General features: G+C 38.8%; 17 protein-coding genes. 10 read left to right on the top strand and 7 right to left on the bottom strand.

Features of this window, described 5'->3' with window-relative positions; genetic code table 11:
- Nucleotides 1-49 precede the first annotated feature (49 nt).
- The 3 genes from KCTC52924_RS02450 to KCTC52924_RS02460 all read right to left on the bottom strand — a co-directional run bounded on the left by KCTC52924_RS02450 (nt 50) and on the right by KCTC52924_RS02460 (nt 4298).
- Complete coding sequence (locus tag KCTC52924_RS02450; RefSeq protein ID WP_251809064.1) at nt 50-580, bottom strand: inorganic diphosphatase; 531 nt, start codon at nt 578-580, stop codon at nt 50-52.
- Nucleotides 581-655: 75 nt separating this feature from the next.
- Nucleotides 656-3151, bottom strand: coding sequence for a DUF5686 family protein (locus KCTC52924_RS02455; protein ID WP_251809065.1), 2496 nt, complete (start codon nt 3149-3151; stop codon nt 656-658).
- A gap of 166 nt (nt 3152-3317) precedes the next feature.
- Entirely contained in the window at nt 3318-4298 is a 981-nt protein-coding gene (locus KCTC52924_RS02460) for a pyruvate dehydrogenase complex E1 component subunit beta (RefSeq protein ID WP_251809066.1), read from the bottom strand.
- 182 nt (nt 4299-4480) lie between these two features.
- Here KCTC52924_RS02460 and KCTC52924_RS02465 point away from each other — a divergent pair, with 182 nt between their 5' ends.
- The 8 genes from KCTC52924_RS02465 to KCTC52924_RS02500 all read left to right on the top strand — a co-directional run bounded on the left by KCTC52924_RS02465 (nt 4481) and on the right by KCTC52924_RS02500 (nt 13776).
- Nucleotides 4481-5227: an electron transfer flavoprotein subunit beta/FixA family protein gene (locus tag KCTC52924_RS02465; protein WP_251809067.1), complete on the top strand. Its 747-nt coding sequence runs from the start codon at nt 4481-4483 to the stop codon at nt 5225-5227.
- 97 nt (nt 5228-5324) lie between these two features.
- Nucleotides 5325-6293 carry an electron transfer flavoprotein subunit alpha/FixB family protein gene (locus KCTC52924_RS02470; protein ID WP_251809068.1) on the top strand — a complete coding sequence of 323 codons (969 nt, stop codon included), beginning with the start codon at nt 5325-5327 and terminating at the stop codon, nt 6291-6293.
- Nucleotides 6294-6382: 89 nt separating this feature from the next.
- Nucleotides 6383-7012 carry a bifunctional nuclease family protein gene (locus KCTC52924_RS02475; protein ID WP_251809069.1) on the top strand — a complete coding sequence of 210 codons (630 nt, stop codon included), beginning with the start codon at nt 6383-6385 and terminating at the stop codon, nt 7010-7012.
- 15 nt (nt 7013-7027) lie between these two features.
- Nucleotides 7028-8488, top strand: coding sequence for a NupC/NupG family nucleoside CNT transporter (locus KCTC52924_RS02480; protein WP_251809070.1), 1461 nt, complete (start codon nt 7028-7030; stop codon nt 8486-8488).
- A gap of 712 nt (nt 8489-9200) precedes the next feature.
- Nucleotides 9201-10472 carry an NAD(P)/FAD-dependent oxidoreductase gene (locus KCTC52924_RS02485; RefSeq protein ID WP_251809071.1) on the top strand — a complete coding sequence of 424 codons (1272 nt, stop codon included), beginning with the start codon at nt 9201-9203 and terminating at the stop codon, nt 10470-10472.
- 178 nt (nt 10473-10650) lie between these two features.
- Nucleotides 10651-11475 (top strand): thymidylate synthase, encoded by an 825-nt coding sequence (locus tag KCTC52924_RS02490; protein WP_251809072.1) that lies wholly within the window; start codon nt 10651-10653, stop codon nt 11473-11475.
- A gap of 152 nt (nt 11476-11627) precedes the next feature.
- Nucleotides 11628-12788, top strand: a complete 1161-nt coding sequence (gene egtB / locus KCTC52924_RS02495) for an ergothioneine biosynthesis protein EgtB (protein WP_251809073.1) — start codon at nt 11628-11630, stop codon at nt 12786-12788.
- 16 nt (nt 12789-12804) lie between these two features.
- Nucleotides 12805-13776 (top strand): L-histidine N(alpha)-methyltransferase, encoded by a 972-nt coding sequence (locus KCTC52924_RS02500; protein ID WP_251809074.1) that lies wholly within the window; start codon nt 12805-12807, stop codon nt 13774-13776.
- A 291-nt stretch (nt 13777-14067) separates the two neighbouring features.
- Here the strand turns inward: KCTC52924_RS02500 and KCTC52924_RS02505 are convergent, their stop codons facing one another.
- Nucleotides 14068-14364 (bottom strand): isoamylase early set domain-containing protein, encoded by a 297-nt coding sequence (locus KCTC52924_RS02505; RefSeq protein WP_251809075.1) that lies wholly within the window; start codon nt 14362-14364, stop codon nt 14068-14070.
- 155 nt (nt 14365-14519) lie between these two features.
- Entirely contained in the window at nt 14520-15596 is a 1077-nt protein-coding gene (locus tag KCTC52924_RS02510; protein WP_251809076.1) for an aminotransferase class V-fold PLP-dependent enzyme, read from the bottom strand.
- A 57-nt stretch (nt 15597-15653) separates the two neighbouring features.
- Here KCTC52924_RS02510 and KCTC52924_RS02515 point away from each other — a divergent pair, with 57 nt between their 5' ends.
- Nucleotides 15654-16040 (top strand): 2TM domain-containing protein, encoded by a 387-nt coding sequence (locus tag KCTC52924_RS02515; RefSeq protein ID WP_251809077.1) that lies wholly within the window; start codon nt 15654-15656, stop codon nt 16038-16040.
- 14 nt (nt 16041-16054) lie between these two features.
- Nucleotides 16055-16537, top strand: coding sequence for a dihydrofolate reductase (locus tag KCTC52924_RS02520; protein ID WP_251809119.1), 483 nt, complete (start codon nt 16055-16057; stop codon nt 16535-16537).
- 39 nt (nt 16538-16576) lie between these two features.
- On the opposite strand, the gene KCTC52924_RS02525 is transcribed toward KCTC52924_RS02520, so the two are convergent.
- Nucleotides 16577-17188: a thioredoxin family protein gene (locus tag KCTC52924_RS02525; protein ID WP_251809078.1), complete on the bottom strand. Its 612-nt coding sequence runs from the start codon at nt 17186-17188 to the stop codon at nt 16577-16579.
- Nucleotides 17189-17211: 23 nt separating this feature from the next.
- Nucleotides 17212-18795, bottom strand: coding sequence for an L-aspartate oxidase (gene nadB, locus KCTC52924_RS02530; protein WP_251809079.1), 1584 nt, complete (start codon nt 18793-18795; stop codon nt 17212-17214).
- Nucleotides 18796-18797 lie beyond the last annotated feature (2 nt).

Genomic DNA, 18797 nt, shown 5'->3' on the forward strand with positions numbered 1-18797 from the left:
GCAATATTATTTAGACAATATTGCTTTAAAACTATTTAAATTTTAAGGTTTAATACTTTATGCTCACATCTTTAACTGGAACATCACTATCCTTAAATCTTTGTATACATTTGGCCACAATATCCTTAGCATCTTGCAATTGCCCCCATCCGCCAACATCTACCTTCTTTTTTTCCAAATCCTTGTACACCTTAAAAAAGTGTTCAATCTCCTTTATAAGATGTGGATTTAACTCATTTAAATCATTGACCCTATTCCACACGGGATCAGATACTGGTACACATATTACTTTTTCATCCGGACCTTTTTCATCGGTCATATGAAATACACCTATTGGCTTTACCTCCATAACACATCCGGGAAAAGTGGCCTCTGTAACTAACACCAACACATCTAACGGATCTCCGTCCAATGCAAGTGTTTCCGGTATAAAACCGTAATCAGCAGGATACATCATAGAGGAAAATATCATCCTATCATAACGAATCTTCTTTAATTCAAAATCGTATTCATACTTATTCCTGCTACCTTTTGGAATTTCAATCAATACGTCGAACGAGGTAATCTCATCACTATTCATAAGCTTATTTTTATACTATTTAATTTTTATATTTCAATTTAATAAATAATTCTTTGGCAACCCTTAAAAATCTATTTAGAAATGAAACCCAAACGATCCGGTCACTCCAAAAGGCCTTGCATCGGGAGCATTCAAATAGTTGCCCCTAAAATTAAAATCGATCCTCAAGAACTTAAAAATATTACCTACTCCAACGGAATATTCCCAATAAGGAGTACCTGAGGGCGCCATTAACGGAATATTTACCGGGCCGCTCAATACTTTATTTTCATCAGACAATTCACCCCATACTCCTCTCACTCCTATTATCTCCCTTAAATTCCATTCCCTAATCACGGGGATCCTAGAAAAAAGTCGCCCATTAAAATTATGCTCCAAATGTACCGACGCATAGGTATCGGTAATAAATTCATAAAAATTCAGGTTAGAAAAGGTATTGTACACCGAGAAAAAGGTCTGATTTCCAGGAATGGCATTTAAAAGACCCAAGGGTACTTCGCCATAGGTCTTTCCTAATTCTACCGTACTCAACAACCTACCATAGCCTCCCACCTGCCAAGGCTGAGTATAGCTGAACTGAATTTTCTTATAGTCGAAATCGCTTTCCAAAACATCCTTCACCCCATTGGTATAGGACAAGAACAGGGTACTATAATTATCGTTGATATTTCTTCTTTCCACCCCATTACCTATTGTTCGTTTTCCGGGGGTATAGATTAAAACGGTGTTGATATCAAACTGTTTAATTTCCGAAGACACCCCGGTTGGAGACAACGGATCTAAATAATCCAAACTAAACACCTCTGGCAGGGCTGAACTTAGTGTTCTAAAGCTACTACCCACACCGATCCTCAGGTTGGTGACCGGCTCCATTTCCATATTAAAGGTAGACAGGTTGATATTGGTAAGTCGGTCATTAGAGCCTACTGTAAAGACCGAAGACGATGCGATACTTCGCCCCAACACATCGTTGGTAGCGGTTAAACTAAGTCCCAATTGCTCTACATCCCTCCGGTTACCCCCAGATAGTATTAAACGACTGCGTTTATCTACCAAGAATTTTGCTGAAAATCCATATTTCACTTTATCATCCCCAAAACCATAGGCCATATATCCTTCTAGTCGCCAGGGGTCATTTTGTCCAAAATAGGTCCTTGCCCCTGCCCTAAGACGCACTCCCTCTGCCTCATTGTACCCGAATACACCGAATACTTCCCCTAAATCCAAGTTCCATTTGTCTATTTCAACATATCCGGAACCCAATATACTCACCAAATTATAGTAGCTCTTAAACTTGGGAACCGTTTTTAAGGTATCCAATAATTTATAGATTCCCTTTTCATCCTTATTTAAGGACTCTAATCGATTGGCTTCCCAAAAGGAATCCTCCTTGTTCAGCACTAGGGGATCAAATGGATCGGTTTTAGCCTTATAAAATTCTTTTGGATTGGCCTTATTAAAAAGGTGATTGTCGTACACGGTAGTCCGCTTTCCGTATACTCCACGAGATTCCTCCTTTTTAGAAAAGCTGAAATCGGACAACATATGATCCCTTTTCAACAAGAATACAGAATCGTTTACCACATCAAATTCCTGTTCTATATAGATTTCCTTGACCCAGTTGATATTGGCGCTCTTGGTCACCGCCAGATTAATATTTTTAACCGCATAGGTGGTATCGTTTACCCAAAAGTTACCCTTAAAGGTCAATTCGTTCTTTCTTCTAGGATAGTAAACAATATTATAGCACCATTTATTATCGATATAGGCACTATCGGACAATACATAATTATAGGTATCCACACCCGTTCTGGACAAAGGGCTTGTAAAACTTTTATCAAAAAATTTCAGGTAGTTATTATAGATATCATAATCTGAATACAGATCCTCGATAAAGGCGATGATTGCTTGATTATTGTTAAATCCCGAGTTTTTACTACCCAGTACGTCCTCTTTCACCAATTTGGAAACATTGTCCCCATAGACTTTGGAAAAGGTTTCATTCAGAAATATGGGCAAATAAGTCTTTCCCGTTATCCTAGAAGTATCTAAATCATTAAAAACGAATTCTAACCCCCTAAAGACCCTACTTTTCATTAAAGCACTGTCTATTGTATTTAAGTCGAACTCTATCTTTTCGTATTTATCGTATTGATATTGATCGAACATATACAATCCATTGTTCCGTTTTTTAGCCCAGATCTTTTTAAGGATATCGATGGCTGGATTATTTTTTTTATCTGTTTTTCCTACATACACCACTACTTCATTGAGTTGCTCACTGGCTTCGAGCATTACAATTCGCATCGCAACAGTTACCTTCTTGGTAAGTGGAATCTCTTGGGATTCGTATCCAATAAACGAAATTAACAGGGTGTCATGGGTAGTGTCTGATTCCATATAGAACCTCCCATTATCATTGGTAATGGTCCCTTCGTAAGAATTTTTGAACAAGACATTGGCAAAGGCCACAGGTTCTCCATCTTCATCTACAACCACACCACCTACCTTGGTCTGGGAAAAGGTGGATTGAAGCGCTCCAAAAAGTATGAATAAAAGGATTGTTCTCATGGTCTTATTTGTAAAACCTACCAAAATTATGCCGAAATGTCAAAAAAGAAAGGGGTGGGTAAAACGGCAGCTACCTACTTTATTTTACTGGAATACTTATAGTATAAAAGCTTCGTCAACGATAATTGAACGCTAACGAAGCTAAAAAACTTGTTTAAATGGTAGCTTATTTTTTATACATTACTTTTTTCACTGCTCTGATCACGTCCTCATGATTAGGCAACCATTCTGCCAAAAGCACGGGAGAATATGGCGCCGGAGTATCGGCAGTGTTTATTTTGGCGATCGGTGCATCTAAGTAATCAAATGCATTTGCTTGTATGTAATAGGTGATTTCAGTTGCCACATTCCCAAAGGGCCAGGCTTCTTCCAAAATGACCAATCTATTAGTTTTCTTTACGGATTTCAACACCATATCGTAATCCAATGGCTTTACCGTACGCAAGTCTATTATTTCTAGACTAATACCTTCTTTAGCCAATTCATCGGCAGCCTTGTCCGCTTCCTTAATTATCTTTCCAAAAGAAACTATAGTAACATCTGTTCCTTCCCTTCTAATATCTGCAACACCTAAAGGTATGGTATATTCCCCTTCAGGAACCTCACCTTTATCGCCATACATTTGCTCGGATTCCATGAAAATAACCGGATCATTGTCACGTATGGCCGATTTCAACAATCCTTTGGCATCCTTGGGATTGGAGGGAACCACAACTTTTAGTCCAGGGCAGTTTGCAAACCAGCTCTCAAAGGCTTGTGAATGCGTTGCTCCCAATTGCCCTGCAGAACCGGTTGGTCCACGAAAAACAATAGGACAATTAAACTGACCACCTGACATTTGTCTGATCTTCGCAGCATTGTTTATGATTTGATCTATCCCTACCAAGGAAAAGTTGAAGGTCATAAACTCTATAATGGGTCTATTACCGGTCATGGCAGAACCTATTCCAATACCTGAAAAGCCAAGCTCTGATATAGGCGTGTCAATTACTCTCTCGGGGCCGAACTCATCCAACATTCCCTTAGAAGCCTTATAGGCTCCGTTGTATTCCGCAACTTCCTCTCCCATCAAGTAAATGGACTCGTCCCTTCTCATCTCTTCGGACATTGCCTCTTGAATAGCTTCCCTAAACTGTAGTGTTTTCATCTGTAAACTTGAATTCTTTTGTTAAAATTCTAAAAGTGCAAGCAAAAATAGGAAATAATATATCAATACTAAGAGGTAAATTATTAAAAATGCTTCAAAATATACTATGCATGCATAGTAATTCAAAAATTATTGAGTATCTTAGCAATGTTTCAAAAAACCGATTTAAAAAATATATTCATATGAAAATTTTAGTATGCATAAGTAATGTCCCCGATACTACGTCTAAAATTAATTTTACCGATGGCAACACCAAGTTTGATAGTAATGGAGTGCAATTTGTAATTAATCCAAACGACGAATTTGGCCTTACAAGGGCCATGTGGTTCAAAGAAAAACAAGGAGCAACTGTACATGTTGCCACGGTAGGTGGGCCTACTACGGAACCTACCATAAGAAAGGCACTTGCCATTGGAGCGGACGAGGCCATTAGGGTAAATGCGGAACCCTTAGACGGATATTTTGTTGCAGAACAATTGGCAGCCGTAGTAAAAAACGGGGCCTATGACCTAGTGATTGCCGGTAGGGAATCTATAGATTACAATGGCGGTATGGTACCTGGGATATTGGCTACTTTATTGGGCATGAATTTTATAAATACCTGTATCAGTTTAGAAATTGAAGGAGAGACAGCAACTGCGGTAAGGGAAATAGATGGCGGAAAAGAAAAATTAACCACTAGCCTTCCTTTGGTTATTGGAGGACAAAAAGGTTTAGTGGCCGAAAGCGACCTTAGGATTCCCAATATGAGAGGGATAATGATGGCTCGACAGAAAAAACTAAATGTGGTAGAACCCGTTGGAACCGAAATCACGACAGAAGATGTTGCTTTTGACAAACCGGCTCCAAAAGGAAGTATCAAACTGGTAGCGGCCGATAATTTGGACGAGTTGATCAATCTTTTGCACAACGAGGCCAAGGTAATCTAAAATAGAGCTTACCAATTGATGGGGTATCATAATAAAATAATGCATCGATTGGAGTTTTTACCAAAATCGATTTAAAAAAATAAAAAATAAAACAACTATGTCAGTTCTAGTATATACGGAGTCCGAAAACGGAAAATTTAAAAAGAATGCCACTGAAGTAGCCTCTTTCGCCCATGAGGTGGCCAGACAAATGGATACTACCGCCACAGCGGTCTCCATCAATGCCAACGACTCGGGAAACATGGGAGACTATGGGATATCCAAGGTTTTGAATGTTACCGACGAAAAATTAAAGACCTTTAACGCTCAGGCCTACGCCCATGTGCTAAAACAGGCTGCCGAAAAAGAAGGTGCCAAGGTCATTATAGTAAGCTCCAGTACAGACACCAAATTTTTGGCTCCAATTTTAACGGCGCTTCTAAAAGGTGGATATGTTCCTAACGTGGTAGCGGCACCCGATAGTATTTCTCCATTTAAGGTAAAGCGAACCGTATTTAGTAACAAAGGTTTTGCACATACGGAACTTAAATCCGATATTAAAGTAATTGGTGTTTCCAACAATGCCTTTGGAAGTGTTGAAAACAAGACCACTGCCACCGTAGAGAGCTTTAGTCCTTCGCTAGATGGGAATATTTTTGGCACTACTTCAGTATCTATAGATAAGGTAGTTGGCAAGGCAACCATCGCTGATGCCGATATTGTTGTTTCTGGTGGACGAGGTCTTAAGGGTCCAGAAAACTGGGGAATGATAGAAGAATTGGCCGAAGTACTAGGAGCTGCTACTGCTTGCTCCAAACCTGTTTCTGACCTAGGCTGGAGGCCACATGGGGAACACGTAGGGCAAACTGGGAAGCCGGTAGCCAGCAACTTATATATTGCAATAGGCATATCTGGCGCCATTCAACATTTGGCAGGAGTAAGTGCTTCCAAGGTAAAAGTAGTCATCAACTCCGACCCTGAAGCCCCATTTTTTAAGGCTGCAGACTACGGTGTGGTAGGGGATGCTTTTGAAGTAGTTCCCACGCTAATAGAAAAATTAAAGAAATTTAAGACTCAAAACGCTTAATTTTCGTTAAATTGTGCCCCTTAAAGGGCTGTGCAAATCCACTAGGTCCTTCCTGTAATTTGTACAGCCTTTTTTTAGTTTATATACTTATGAGTCTAGTTAGATTAAAAATAAAGGGGATTTCCTATAGCCAAACGCAAAATGGTGCCTATGCCCTTATATTGAATGAAGTGGAGGGTGATCGAAAATTGCCTATTGTTATTGGTGCCTTTGAAGCCCAATCCATTGCCATTGCTCTGGAGAAAGAAATTAAGCCTCCCAGGCCCTTGACCCATGATCTTTTTAAGAATTTTGCCGACCGATTTGACATTGTCATCAAACAGGTCATTATACATAAATTGGTAGATGGTGTCTTTTACTCCAGTATTATTTGCGAGCGAGATAAAATAGAAGAAATTATAGATGCCAGAACCAGCGATGCCATTGCTTTGGCCCTTAGGTTCAACGCCCCTATTTTTACTTATAAGACCATCCTAGACAAGGCGGGAATTTTCCTTAAATTTTCTTCCAAAGAAAAGGAAAAGGATGAATCTGATGATAGTATTATGGTGGACGAGATACTACAAGAAGGGGAAACAGTAGAGATAAATCCTGGTTCTAAGGACATGTACCTAGAACTTAGCTTGGAGGAACTGTATACAGAACTCGACAAAGCGGTTGCCAGCGAAGATTACGAAAAGGCTGCAAAACTTAGGGATGAAATTTCCAAACGCAAATAGTCCAAACATTACTTAATGAGAAACAAGCTCTGGGTACTCCTTATTTTATTCTGTATCGCAACCCCCTCCCTAGCCCAAGAAAGCAGCACTCAGAGCGCAATTGTAGAAACGGTTGGCTTCATTCCTAACCAAGGTTTTTCTTTCCAAAGTATTTGGAGAGGGATTTTAGGAATGTTTTCGTTGATTTTTATTGCCTACCTCTTTAGTAACAATAAAAAAGCTATAAACTGGAAAACTGCGGGAATTGGCCTATTAATCCAACTCCTGTTGGCCGTTTGCATCCTAATTGGTGAAAAAATAGGATTTAATGCCTTTGGATATAGATTTGACCTCAGCTTCGTTTCCAAAATCTTTGAGTTTGGAGGGGAAATTTTTGTTAGCATTTTAGACTTTACAAGAGCAGGTAGCAAGTTTCTTTTCGAAGGCTTGGTAATAGATATGGATACCTTCGGGTTTATTTTCGCATTTCAGGTCCTTCCCACTATTATTTTCTTTTCGGCCCTAACTTCTGTTTTATTCTATTTGGGGATAATTCAAAAAGTAGTAAAGGCATTGGCTTGGTTATTGTCGCAATCCCTAGGAATTTCGGGGGCAGAAAGTTTAAGCGTAACCGGTAATATTTTTTTAGGACAAACAGAGGCGCCTTTGTTGATCAAGGCCTATTTAGAAAAAATGACCCGATCAGAAATACTATTGGTAATGATTGGAGGTATGGCCACTGTTGCAGGGGCAGTATTGGCAGCCTATATCGGTTTTCTTGGTGGCGATGACCCACTTCTGCGACTTCAGTTTGCGAAACACCTTTTAGCTGCATCCGTTATGGCGGCACCTGGCGCAATTGTCATCTCTAAAATCTTATACCCACAGACCGAAGCCATAAATACAGATGTTCATGTTTCCAACGAAAAAATTGGCACCAACATTCTGGATTCTATTTCCAATGGTACTACCGAGGGCCTTAAATTAGCCGTTAACGTCGGTGCTATGCTTCTGGTTTTTGTAGCCTTTATTGCAATGATCAACGGCATCTTAAATTGGACCGGAGAAATTACGGACCTAAACTCATGGATAACTGCCAATTCCCCCTATGAGAATTTTTCATTGGAAGCCATTCTCGGAACTCTTTTTGCTCCCCTAATGTGGCTAATTGGAGTAGAATCTATAGACATTATGTTGATGGGACAGTTATTGGGAATTAAACTTGCTGCAAGCGAATTTATAGGATACATACAATTGGCAGACCTAAAGGATATCACCAGTGCAACCCATTTCACATATAACAAATCTATTATAATGGCGACCTATATGCTATGTGGATTTGCTAATTTCGCCTCTATTGGCATTCAAATTGGCGGCATAGGCTCCTTGGCACCAGGGCAACGAAAGACCCTTTCCGAGTTTGGAATGAAAGCCGTATTAGGTGGCTCCTTGGCATCGCTACTTTCCGCAGCTATCGCTGGCATGATATTGGGTTAAAAGTAAAACAATATTAAATATTTGCTATAGATCGCTAATGCAAGACAAACACTAATTATACTCAGGTTAATTAATGTTCGTACCATCCAGATTTGCTTTAAAAAGTTATGCTTCAGCATCCTTGTCAATAAGACTGCAAAACCCATATACAAAAACCAAGTCGTAAAAAACAGTGATATATTTGATCGGAAGATTGAGGTGACAGTATCGTGAATCAAGCCACAGAAAATAAAGGTAAAAACTAATGAAATAGAAACCGGAAAGGTTTTTCTTAGCGGTTTAAAAATATATTTCCCCAAATAATATCCGAAAATGGGGTTCCAATAATTCCAAAAAGTAGAAAAATTTTTAGCCCCCAAAGAACGATAAAGATTGTTCCTCAACGATTTTGGCTTTCCAGCCGATACCCCATTCCTTCTTTTGATATATTCTGCTAAGGTTATATTCATTCTGACGTACGTTTGGTTTGCTAGGTCAATAGCATGATTCTGATTCGCAAAACCCAATAGAATTTAAACCGGTCAACAAACCTCCGTTAAATTTAGGTGTTTTATTTGGAGCGCACTGAATTACTATTCGCTTTGTTTAATGCTTAAATACGCTTACCTATAGCTACTTCTAAACCACTTGAAAATTAATTGAGTCACAATTATAATCTCATTTTAGGTTCTTTTTCAGTATTTGCCACTACCTTTATATATAATGTCACAATATGAAAGAAAAGCAAACTATTGTAGTGGTAGGAGGTGGATTTGCAGGGCTGGAATTTGTAAAAAGATTGGGGAATTCCAGCAAATACGAACTCATCCTAGTGGATTGCAATAACTATAACTTCTTTCCACCACTAATCTATCAGGTATCTACAGGTTTTATGGAGCCTTCTGCCATCAGTTATCCCTTTCGGAAAATTTTGAGGGATAAAAAGAGTGTCCGCTTTAGACTAGGGGCAATGATAAAGGTAGTTCCATCAGAAAATAAGATCATTTTAAACAATGGCGTAATAAAGTACGATATCCTGGTTATGGCTACTGGAGCAGAAACCAACTTTTTTGGCAACAAGAACATTGAGGAAAGGAGTTTACCAATGAAAACAATCAGTGATGCCCTTTCCCTTAGAAATGTAATCCTCACCAGATTAGATCGTGCAACTCGTTTAAGCGACAAAGAAGAACGCAAAAAACTGCTCACTTTCGTGGTCGCAGGTGCAGGACCTACTGGAGTGGAACTATCGGGTATATTGGCAGAAATGAGATCGTTTATCCTAAGAAAAGATTACCCTGAATTAAGTAAGGAAGATTTGGGGGACATCTACGTAATAGACGGTCAGGATGCGGTCTTGGCCCCCATGTCCAAACAATCTCAAAACTATACCCATGCGGAACTCTCCAAATTGAACGTAAAAATAAGACTCAATACCTTGGTCAAGGATTTTAAAAATGAGACCGTATATTTGTCGGACGGAGGCGAAATACCGACCAAGAACTTAATTTGGGCGGCAGGAGTTTCCGCAAAAACATTTGAAGGTTTTTCGGAGGATAGCTATGGAAAAGGAAAACGGTTAAAAACCAATGCCTTTAATTTGGTCAGTGGGTATAGTACTATTTATGCGTTGGGCGATAGCGCTTTAGTCTCTGGAGATGAACACTATCCAGAAGGCCATCCTCAACTGGCTCAACCAGCCCTCCAACAGGCTAAAAATTTGGCTTATAACCTAAGCCTAGACAGTTCGGACTGGAAACCCTTTAGCTATAAGGACAAAGGCTCTTTAGCCATTATAGGTAGAAATAAAGCCGTTATGGATTCCCCTAAACAAAAATACTTTCTAAAAGGATTTTCTGCCTGGTTTATATGGATTTTTGTCCATATCATGGGATTGGTCAATTTTAAAAACAAACTACGGACCTTGTACAATTGGATTGGGTATTACATTTATAAAGATCAATCCTTTAGAATGATTATTAAGCCCAACGAACGGAAGCAATAGCTTTCTCCAGTACACACCAACTATGCCATAAACTCCTTTATATACCCGTTGATAATTTATGATAACTTGAGGCGCTCAAAACGTCCTATAAGAACAGATTTTATTAATTTGCACCACTGTAGCCGTAACAACTGAAATTAGGGCTACAGTGGATTAAAAGTATAATTAGGATAAGCATATGAAACAGTACCACGATTTACTAAAACATGTTTTGGAAAACGGTAACCAAAAAGGGGATCGCACAGGAACAGGCACAAAAAGTGTGTTTGGCTATCAGATGCGGTTTAATTTAGCCGAAGGCTTCCCCATGGTAACCACCAAAAAACTGCATTTAAAATCCATTGTTCACGAACTGTTATGGTTTTTAAAGGGCGATACTAATATTTCATATTTACAGGAAAATGGCGTTAGAATATGGAATGAATGGGCTGATGAAGATGGAAACCTAGGTCCAGTTTACGGTTATCAATGGAGAAATTGGAACGGGGAAGAAATAGATCAAATAAAAGAAATTGTTCACGCTCTTAAAAACAACCCCAATAGCAGACGTATGTTGGTTTCTGCATGGAACCCAAGTGTCTTACCAGATACCTCCGTTTCTTTTGCAGAGAATGTAGCCAACGGTAAAGTAGCTTTACCCCCTTGTCATGCATTTTTCCAATTTTATGTAGCTGACGGAAAATTATCTTGCCAGTTATACCAGCGTAGTGCCGACATATTTTTGGGTGTTCCCTTCAATATTGCCTCCTATGCCTTGTTCACCCTAATGATGGCCCAGGTATGTGACTTGGAACCAGGGGATTTTATACATACTTTTGGAGATGCCCACATCTACAACAACCACTTGGAGCAGGTGGACCTTCAATTGGGACGTACCCCAAACCCACTGCCCAAAATGGTTCTTAATCCAGAAGTAAAGGATATTTTTGATTTTAAGTTTGAGGATTTCAGTTTAGAAGATTACGATCCATACCCACATATTAAAGGCGCAGTCGCCATTTAAATATCGCAACACCTTAAATCGCTTTAGCAAAACGAATGGGTCATTATCCTTTAACGATAATGACCCATTTTTTTGTTTGAGTCAATCCTATTTTTTTTAGATCGATCTTATCTTCACATTATTCCGTAATTTTAAAGGACAAACAATACGTTATGGCCAAGACTACAGATATCACCACCTTTTTTTTAGAGACAAGGACCCATACCAAAGAAATATGCAATCCCTTAGAGATTGAAGATTATGTGGTTCAGCCCATTGTGGATGTCTCCCCTCCCAAATGGCATCTAGGACATACAACATGGTTTTTCGAGGAATTTATTCTTAAAAACCATATAAAGGATTACACAGTTTTTGACCCAGATTATTCCTTTGTTTTTAACAGCTATTATGAAAGCATGGGGAAAAGGGTTGTTAGGGCCGATCGCGGCAACCTATCTAGACCTTCCGTAAACAAGATATATGAGTATCGCGAATTTGTAACTTCACAAATGGAAGCCCTATTAAACAACCAACCTAGCAAGGAAATATTACAGCTTACCGAAATAGGGATCCACCACGAAAAACAACATCAAGAATTATTGCTCACCGATATTAAATTCATACTGGGCAATAACCCCTTGCTCCCCATTTACGAAACTTCATTTAAAGAACATCCTATCGAAGGTCAAGAACAGCAATGGATATCTATAGCAGAAGGGGTTTACGAGATTGGTCATTCGGACAATAGTTTCTGTTATGACAATGAACTAGGAAGACATAAAGTATATCTACATCCTTATTCCATATCCAATAAATTGGTCACTAATAAGGAATATTTGGAATTTATAAATGACGACGGCTATAACAAATTTCAATTTTGGCATTCTGAAGGCTGGGACTGGATAAATAGCAACCCTATAAATGCGCCCATGTATTGGCACCAGATAGACGGAAAATGGCATCATTACACTTTAGGCGGGATAAAAGAACTACAGCTAGACCTGCCCGTGACTCATATATCTTATTTTGAGGCATTTGCTTTTGCCCAATGGAAAGGCTGTAGACTCCCCACCGAATTTGAATGGGAAATAGCCGCAACCAACTTTAACTGGGGCACCCGCTGGGAATGGACAGAAAGCGCTTACCTGCCCTACCCCAATTACAAAAAAGCAGCTGGGGCCCTTGGGGAGTACAACGGAAAATTTATGGTGAACCAAAAAGTACTGAGAGGTAGCTCGGTTGCCACATCTGTAAACCACGCAAGAATTAGCTATCGCAATTTTTTTCAAACTAAGTTAAGATGGCAATACACGGGCGTAAGATTGGCCCAATAAATTATACTACTCACCTATGGAACAAAATACAATATCAAAAACCCAGGCTCAGTTTGCTCAAGATGTGAAGGACGGACTTATGGCTTCTCCAAAACATTTATCCTCCAAATATATCTACAACCAGAAAGGAGATATGTTATTTGAACGTATTATGGAACTCTCGGAGTATTATTTAACAGAATGCGAATTTGATATATTGAATAAAAACAAGGAACAGATTACCGCTCTATTCTTACAAAATGCCGCCTCCTTAAATCTTGTGGAACTAGGGGCCGGTAATGGTAAGAAAACGAAAATAATCCTAAAGCAACTCCTTAAAACAAATAGAGAATTCAGGTATGTACCGATTGATATCAGTGATAATGCCCTTGCCAAACTTAAGAATTCCCTATCCTTGGAATTTCCAAATATAAAAGTAATCCCTAAGCAAGGTACTTATTTTAATATGTTGGAAACCATCGAATCTTCCGAAACCATAAAAAATGTAATCCTATTTTTGGGGTCCAACATTGGCAATCTTACGCGTGATCAAGCCATTATTTTTCTAGCCAAATTAGCAAAAGGAATGCATGGAAACGATATGATTTTTATAGGTTGCGACCAAAAAAAGAACCCTCAGACCATATTAAATGCCTATAACGACCCACATGGCGTAACCGAAGCCTTTAACAAAAATCTATTGGAACGTATAAACAAGGATTTAAATGCCAATTTTAATCTGGATAACTTTATACACTGGGAGGTTTATGACCCCGAATCAGGAACCGCAAAAAGTTATTTAGTTTCCAAAACTGCTCAAAGGGTTACAATTGAAAGTTTGGATCTTGAAATTGATTTTAAGGCATGGGAAACCATACATACAGAAATATCACAAAAATATGACGATGCACACATAGCAGATTTAGCCCAAGCAGCTGGGCTACGCATACTTACCCAATTTTCGGATGACAAGAATTATTTCAAAAACTATATCCTTATCAAGAAGTAAACCTTTAGTATGACCAATTTATGAGTTGTAAATGGCCTATTGCTTAGGAATTATAAACTGCCCCTAAAGCAACTAAAATACGCCCCTACTTTTCTACTTCTACCTTAATCTGGAATTGGGGGAAATTCCAGAATTTTAAATCAATTACCTCAAGGCAAGCCCATGAGGCATCGGACAGAAACTACCGATAACATTTCTACCCAAGCCTTGCAGTATTCAAATCTCACTTGGTGAGAAAATCATCCTATTGATCACTCAGGACACTAGGCTTAAAAATTTTTAATTGGGAGATTACAATTCCAACACTGAATTTTCGGTACCCGCGTACTCATTCCATTGTAAACGGTCAGCCTCTTGTTCATTCACAAATTCACCATCTACTAAATACTTAAATTCATAGGTTTTATCTTTTGGGAATTCGAATGTACCTTTAAAGGTTCCGTTCTTTAATCTCTTTAAAACACTCTTTTCAGAACTCCAATCATTGAAATCACCTACAACAGCTACTTTTACAGCCTTTTCAGCTGGTACGGAAAAAGTAACTTTACATACTGGTCTAGTTTTTAAATATTGTTTAGAAATTGCCATAACCTTACTATTTAAGTTTTTACAAACTTACACCATTAAACTTCTCCTTGCCAATGACCATAATCAGTTTTATCAATTTCTTAAAATAAAATTGCTCTTAGGGCTACATTTATAAATAAGCCCCCTCAATTTTCATTAACCCGGAATACTCAGCCTTACTTTAAGATTTTCACAATCCTATCTATTTCATTTTCTGTATTATAGAAATGAAAAGCAAGCCGTATACCACCTCCGCGCTGTGCACACAAAACATCATTCTGCATTAATTTCGAATATTCTTTATCTCCCCCTGCTATATTAAATATGGAGCTGTGAACGTTTCTATCTATTATATAGGACTCCAAAAGGCCTAGGTTTCCAAATTCTGATAGCGCCTTATTAGAAAGTAACTTTATTTGTTCAGATATTACGTCCATACCAATTTCAGAAAGAAATTTCAGGGAATAGTTTAGACTTCCAAAAGCCATGCTATCTAGGTGTCCAGGTTCAAACCTATTGGAAAACGAAACTGCATCCTTGCCATCCAAATTTCCCCTAGCAGCATTAAACCCGATGGTAGGACAGTTAAATCTCCCAGCTACGGTATCAGAAAACAACATAAAACCATTTCCAGAACCTCCCAACAACCATTTATAGCCACTTGCACCAAGTACATCGATACCTGAAGTGTCAAAATTTATACTCTCTGTTCCACAAAATTGAGTTCCATCTGCGATAATAATCAAGTCTGGATATTCCTTTTTTAAGGTTTTTAAGAATTCTACATCAATTTTAACGCCATTTAGCCATTGCACCAAGCTTAAGGCCAGTAGTGTTATCTTGTCAGATTTAATCTTATTAAAAATATGCTCCTCTAGATCTGCCGATATATCCACATAAGAAATACTAAAATCCCTAGACTCAAAAGGCCAGTTTACCGAAGGATAATCTCCCTTCAGAAGCAACACCTTTTCTTTTTTACCCAACCCTTCCAATAAAAGATTGATTCCAATAGAGAAATTGGGAGTTAAGGCTACATTTTCGCTCTTGCAGCTAAAGAACTTGGACACTGTATTTCTAGTTTCGGACACTATTTTGCCCAATTTAGAACTAAGCTTTCTACCTCCAATCAGTACATCTAGATCGTGTTCTTGCCGCCAGTCTAACAGCCCATCGTAAAGCAATCCTGAGGTGGCCGTATCCGCATAGCAATATTGATTTAAAACAGGGAATTGTTTAATTATGTTTTTCATAGTCGAAGTGGTAAAAATTTGAATTTTGGTATCTTTGCCCTAAAGATAACTATTAGCATGTTCAGCAAAAATAAAAAGGATTTTAAAATAGATTTAGAGCAGCACCAACTGTTGGAATATGCTCAGGCCAGAATAAAGCAAAAGAAGCGTTTATTTAATCACTTTGTGTTTTTTTTGGTGGGAGGTGTATTTTTTATCTTGATCAATAAAATTCTAGGTTACGGTAAAACGTATGACTGGTTTATCTGGGCAATTGTACTTTGGGCCTTTTTATTTGTAATACATGCCTTTAACGTCTATTTTACCTCAAAATTCATGGGTCCAGAATGGGAAAGGGTTCAAAGGGAAAGATTGGTCTTAAAACAGAAACAAAAAATTGCCGAAATTCAGAAAGAAATAGAAACGGACTTCCCATTGTCCCGCATCAATAAAAAAATAGAATAGTGCACACGATATCCATGATAGCTGCAGCAGCTGAAAACAATGCTCTAGGAAAAGACAATGACCTTTTATGGCATTTGCCCGACGATTTTAAGTATTTTAAAAAACGCACCTCCGGTCATAAAATAATTATGGGAAGAAAAACTTTTGAAAGTTTCCCTAAACCCCTACCCAACCGGGTGCATATTGTTATTACTAGAGATCCGAACTACCACATTCCCTTCACTGATTGTATAGTGGTACATTCTCTTGAAGAAGCCCTAGAACTGGTAAAAGACGAATCGCTTTCCTTTATTATTGGCGGTGGAGAAATCTACCATCTTGGAATGGAATACGCCAATCAAATAGAGCTTACCAGGGTCCATGAATCTTTTGAAGCGGACACTTTTTTCCCGAACTTTAACGACAAGGAATGGATACTTACCCAAAAGGAATTCCACCCAAAAGACGAACGACATGATTATGATTTTACCTATCTAACCTACGTAAAAAAGACGTAGGCCAGTTTCCCTTAAAAATAGCGGAGGGTCTTATCGGTATTATGAATTGACCTTCATTTTGGCGACCAACTCCTTCAAATCTTTAATAATGGACCTTCCTTTATCTTTATTGTACCATTTCTGGAGCGATAGTTTAAAGGCCGTATCTATTGCACCGTTCTCATTCTTATAATCTACCACCATCTTTGTGGCTACTGTAGATCTAGGTCCCCAGCTGGTTACCACCTCATAATCACGATCCAGGACCATAAGTTTTGGAATAGAACGCGTCCCATTGGTCAGAAATAGGTCCATCAGTGTTGGATTATCATCGCGTAATACTATTTTAAGATCCAAATTGTCAATACCAGAGCAAATCTTATTTAAGATCGGAATGGTCTGAGCGCCATCGGCACACCAACTTTCCAAAAGAACCAACCAGGTTTGTTTCTCCCCTATTTCTTTAAATACGGCCATATCCTCTTCAAGAATAGTTATGGTCTTATCTAGTCTGCGCATTCTAGCGCTATTTAATTTGGTGAATTCTATCCGCTGTTCGGTTTGTTCGTCACCTGTGCTCTTTTCTTCGGCAACTAAATTGTTTACCAAGAAAATATAGGCTTTATAACTCATCGCCTGATCCATGTTTTTCTCAATCAATTGGTTTTGCATTATTTTATAATTTTATTTCGTTATTAATGCGCTGTTACTTCTAGGTGATGCAAAAAATAATCCAGGTTAAAATAGCCGCCTTTATTTTCTTTTCTCTCTAAGGATTGTTCAATAATTAGATGTGCCACATTTACCATATTGCGTAGCTCACACAATTGGGTATTCAATTTGGATCCATGATAAAGAGCCTCCACCTCTTTGTGAATTTCATCCAATTGCCCTTTAGCCTTTAAAAGGCCCTCATTACACCTAACAATACCTACATACCGCCTCATTAATTCTTGTAATCTTTCCGTTATATCCAAAATTATGGATCCCAAGTTTTTATCGGTATGGGTATTGACTTCGATCCAATGGGGTTGATCCATTTCCATGAACTGAGGTTCATTTTCGGAAAGATAGGTATCGCATTTATGTGCATAAACCAGCGCTTCCAACAGCGAATTGGATGCCAACCTATTAGCCCCATGCAATCCTGTCCGGGAACATTCTCCCAATGCAAAAAGATTCTTGAGGTTTGTAGCCCCATTTTTGTCCACGACAATACCTCCACATAGATAGTGGGCAGCTGGAACTACGGGAATCCAATCTTTTTCTACATTTATATTTCGCTTTAGGCATTCGTTAAAAATGTTCGGAAAATGAACCTTAAAATCGGACATGTCCAAATGCGTGCAATCCAAGTAAACAAAAGACGTTTTGTTTTTTTTCAATACGGTATCAATAGCTCGGGATACAATGTCCCTGGAAGCGAGTTCCGCCCGTTTATCAAACTTTAGCATAAACCGCTCCCCTTCACCATCCCTTAAATAGGCGCCAAACCCTCTAACTGCCTCAGAAATTAAAAATAAACGACCTTGGACCTTCTCATATAATGCGGTGGGGTGAAACTGAACAAACTCCATCTCCTTTATTCTTGCTTTTGCTCTATACGCCATACCAATACCGTCTCCCGTTGCAACCATTGGATTGGTAGTATGCCCATAAAGCCTTCCTATCCCGCCAGTAGCCAATATGGTAGCCCTTGCTTTTATAGGATAGATCCTTTCCGTTTTTTGATCCATGACATAGGCTCCGTAACAGGCCGGTGCTTCTTCTATAGTGTTTTTTAAGTGATGCTGGGTGATAAGATCAATGGCAAAATGGTAGTTTAAGATTGATATATTGGCCAATTGACGCACCTTGTTCAACAGTATGGTTTCTATCTCTCTACCTGTAGTATCTCTGTTATGTACAATTCGGTTTTCTGAATGTCCCCCTTCCCTGGCGAGATCTAGCCTACCCTTGCTGTCCCTATCAAAATTTGCGCCCCAAGCCATTAGATCCATCAGTCTTTCTGGGCCTTCATTAACTACCATCTCCACTACAGAGGCATTACAACATCCATCACCTGCGATCAGGGTATCCATTAGGTGCTTTTTAAAGGAATCTTTTTCCTGATCCATTACGATAGCTACACCACCTTGGGCATGGGTAGTATTGGAATCGTCCTCCGATTGTTTGGTAACGATATAAATAGACCTATCAGGATGTTTTTCAGCCATTTTAATGGCAAATGTAAGTCCGGCAACACCAGAACCAATCACTAAATAATCTGTAGTGCGCATAG

It is taken from the genome of Arenibacter antarcticus (assembly GCF_041320605.1).
GTDB classification, from domain to species: domain Bacteria; phylum Bacteroidota; class Bacteroidia; order Flavobacteriales; family Flavobacteriaceae; genus Arenibacter; species Arenibacter antarcticus.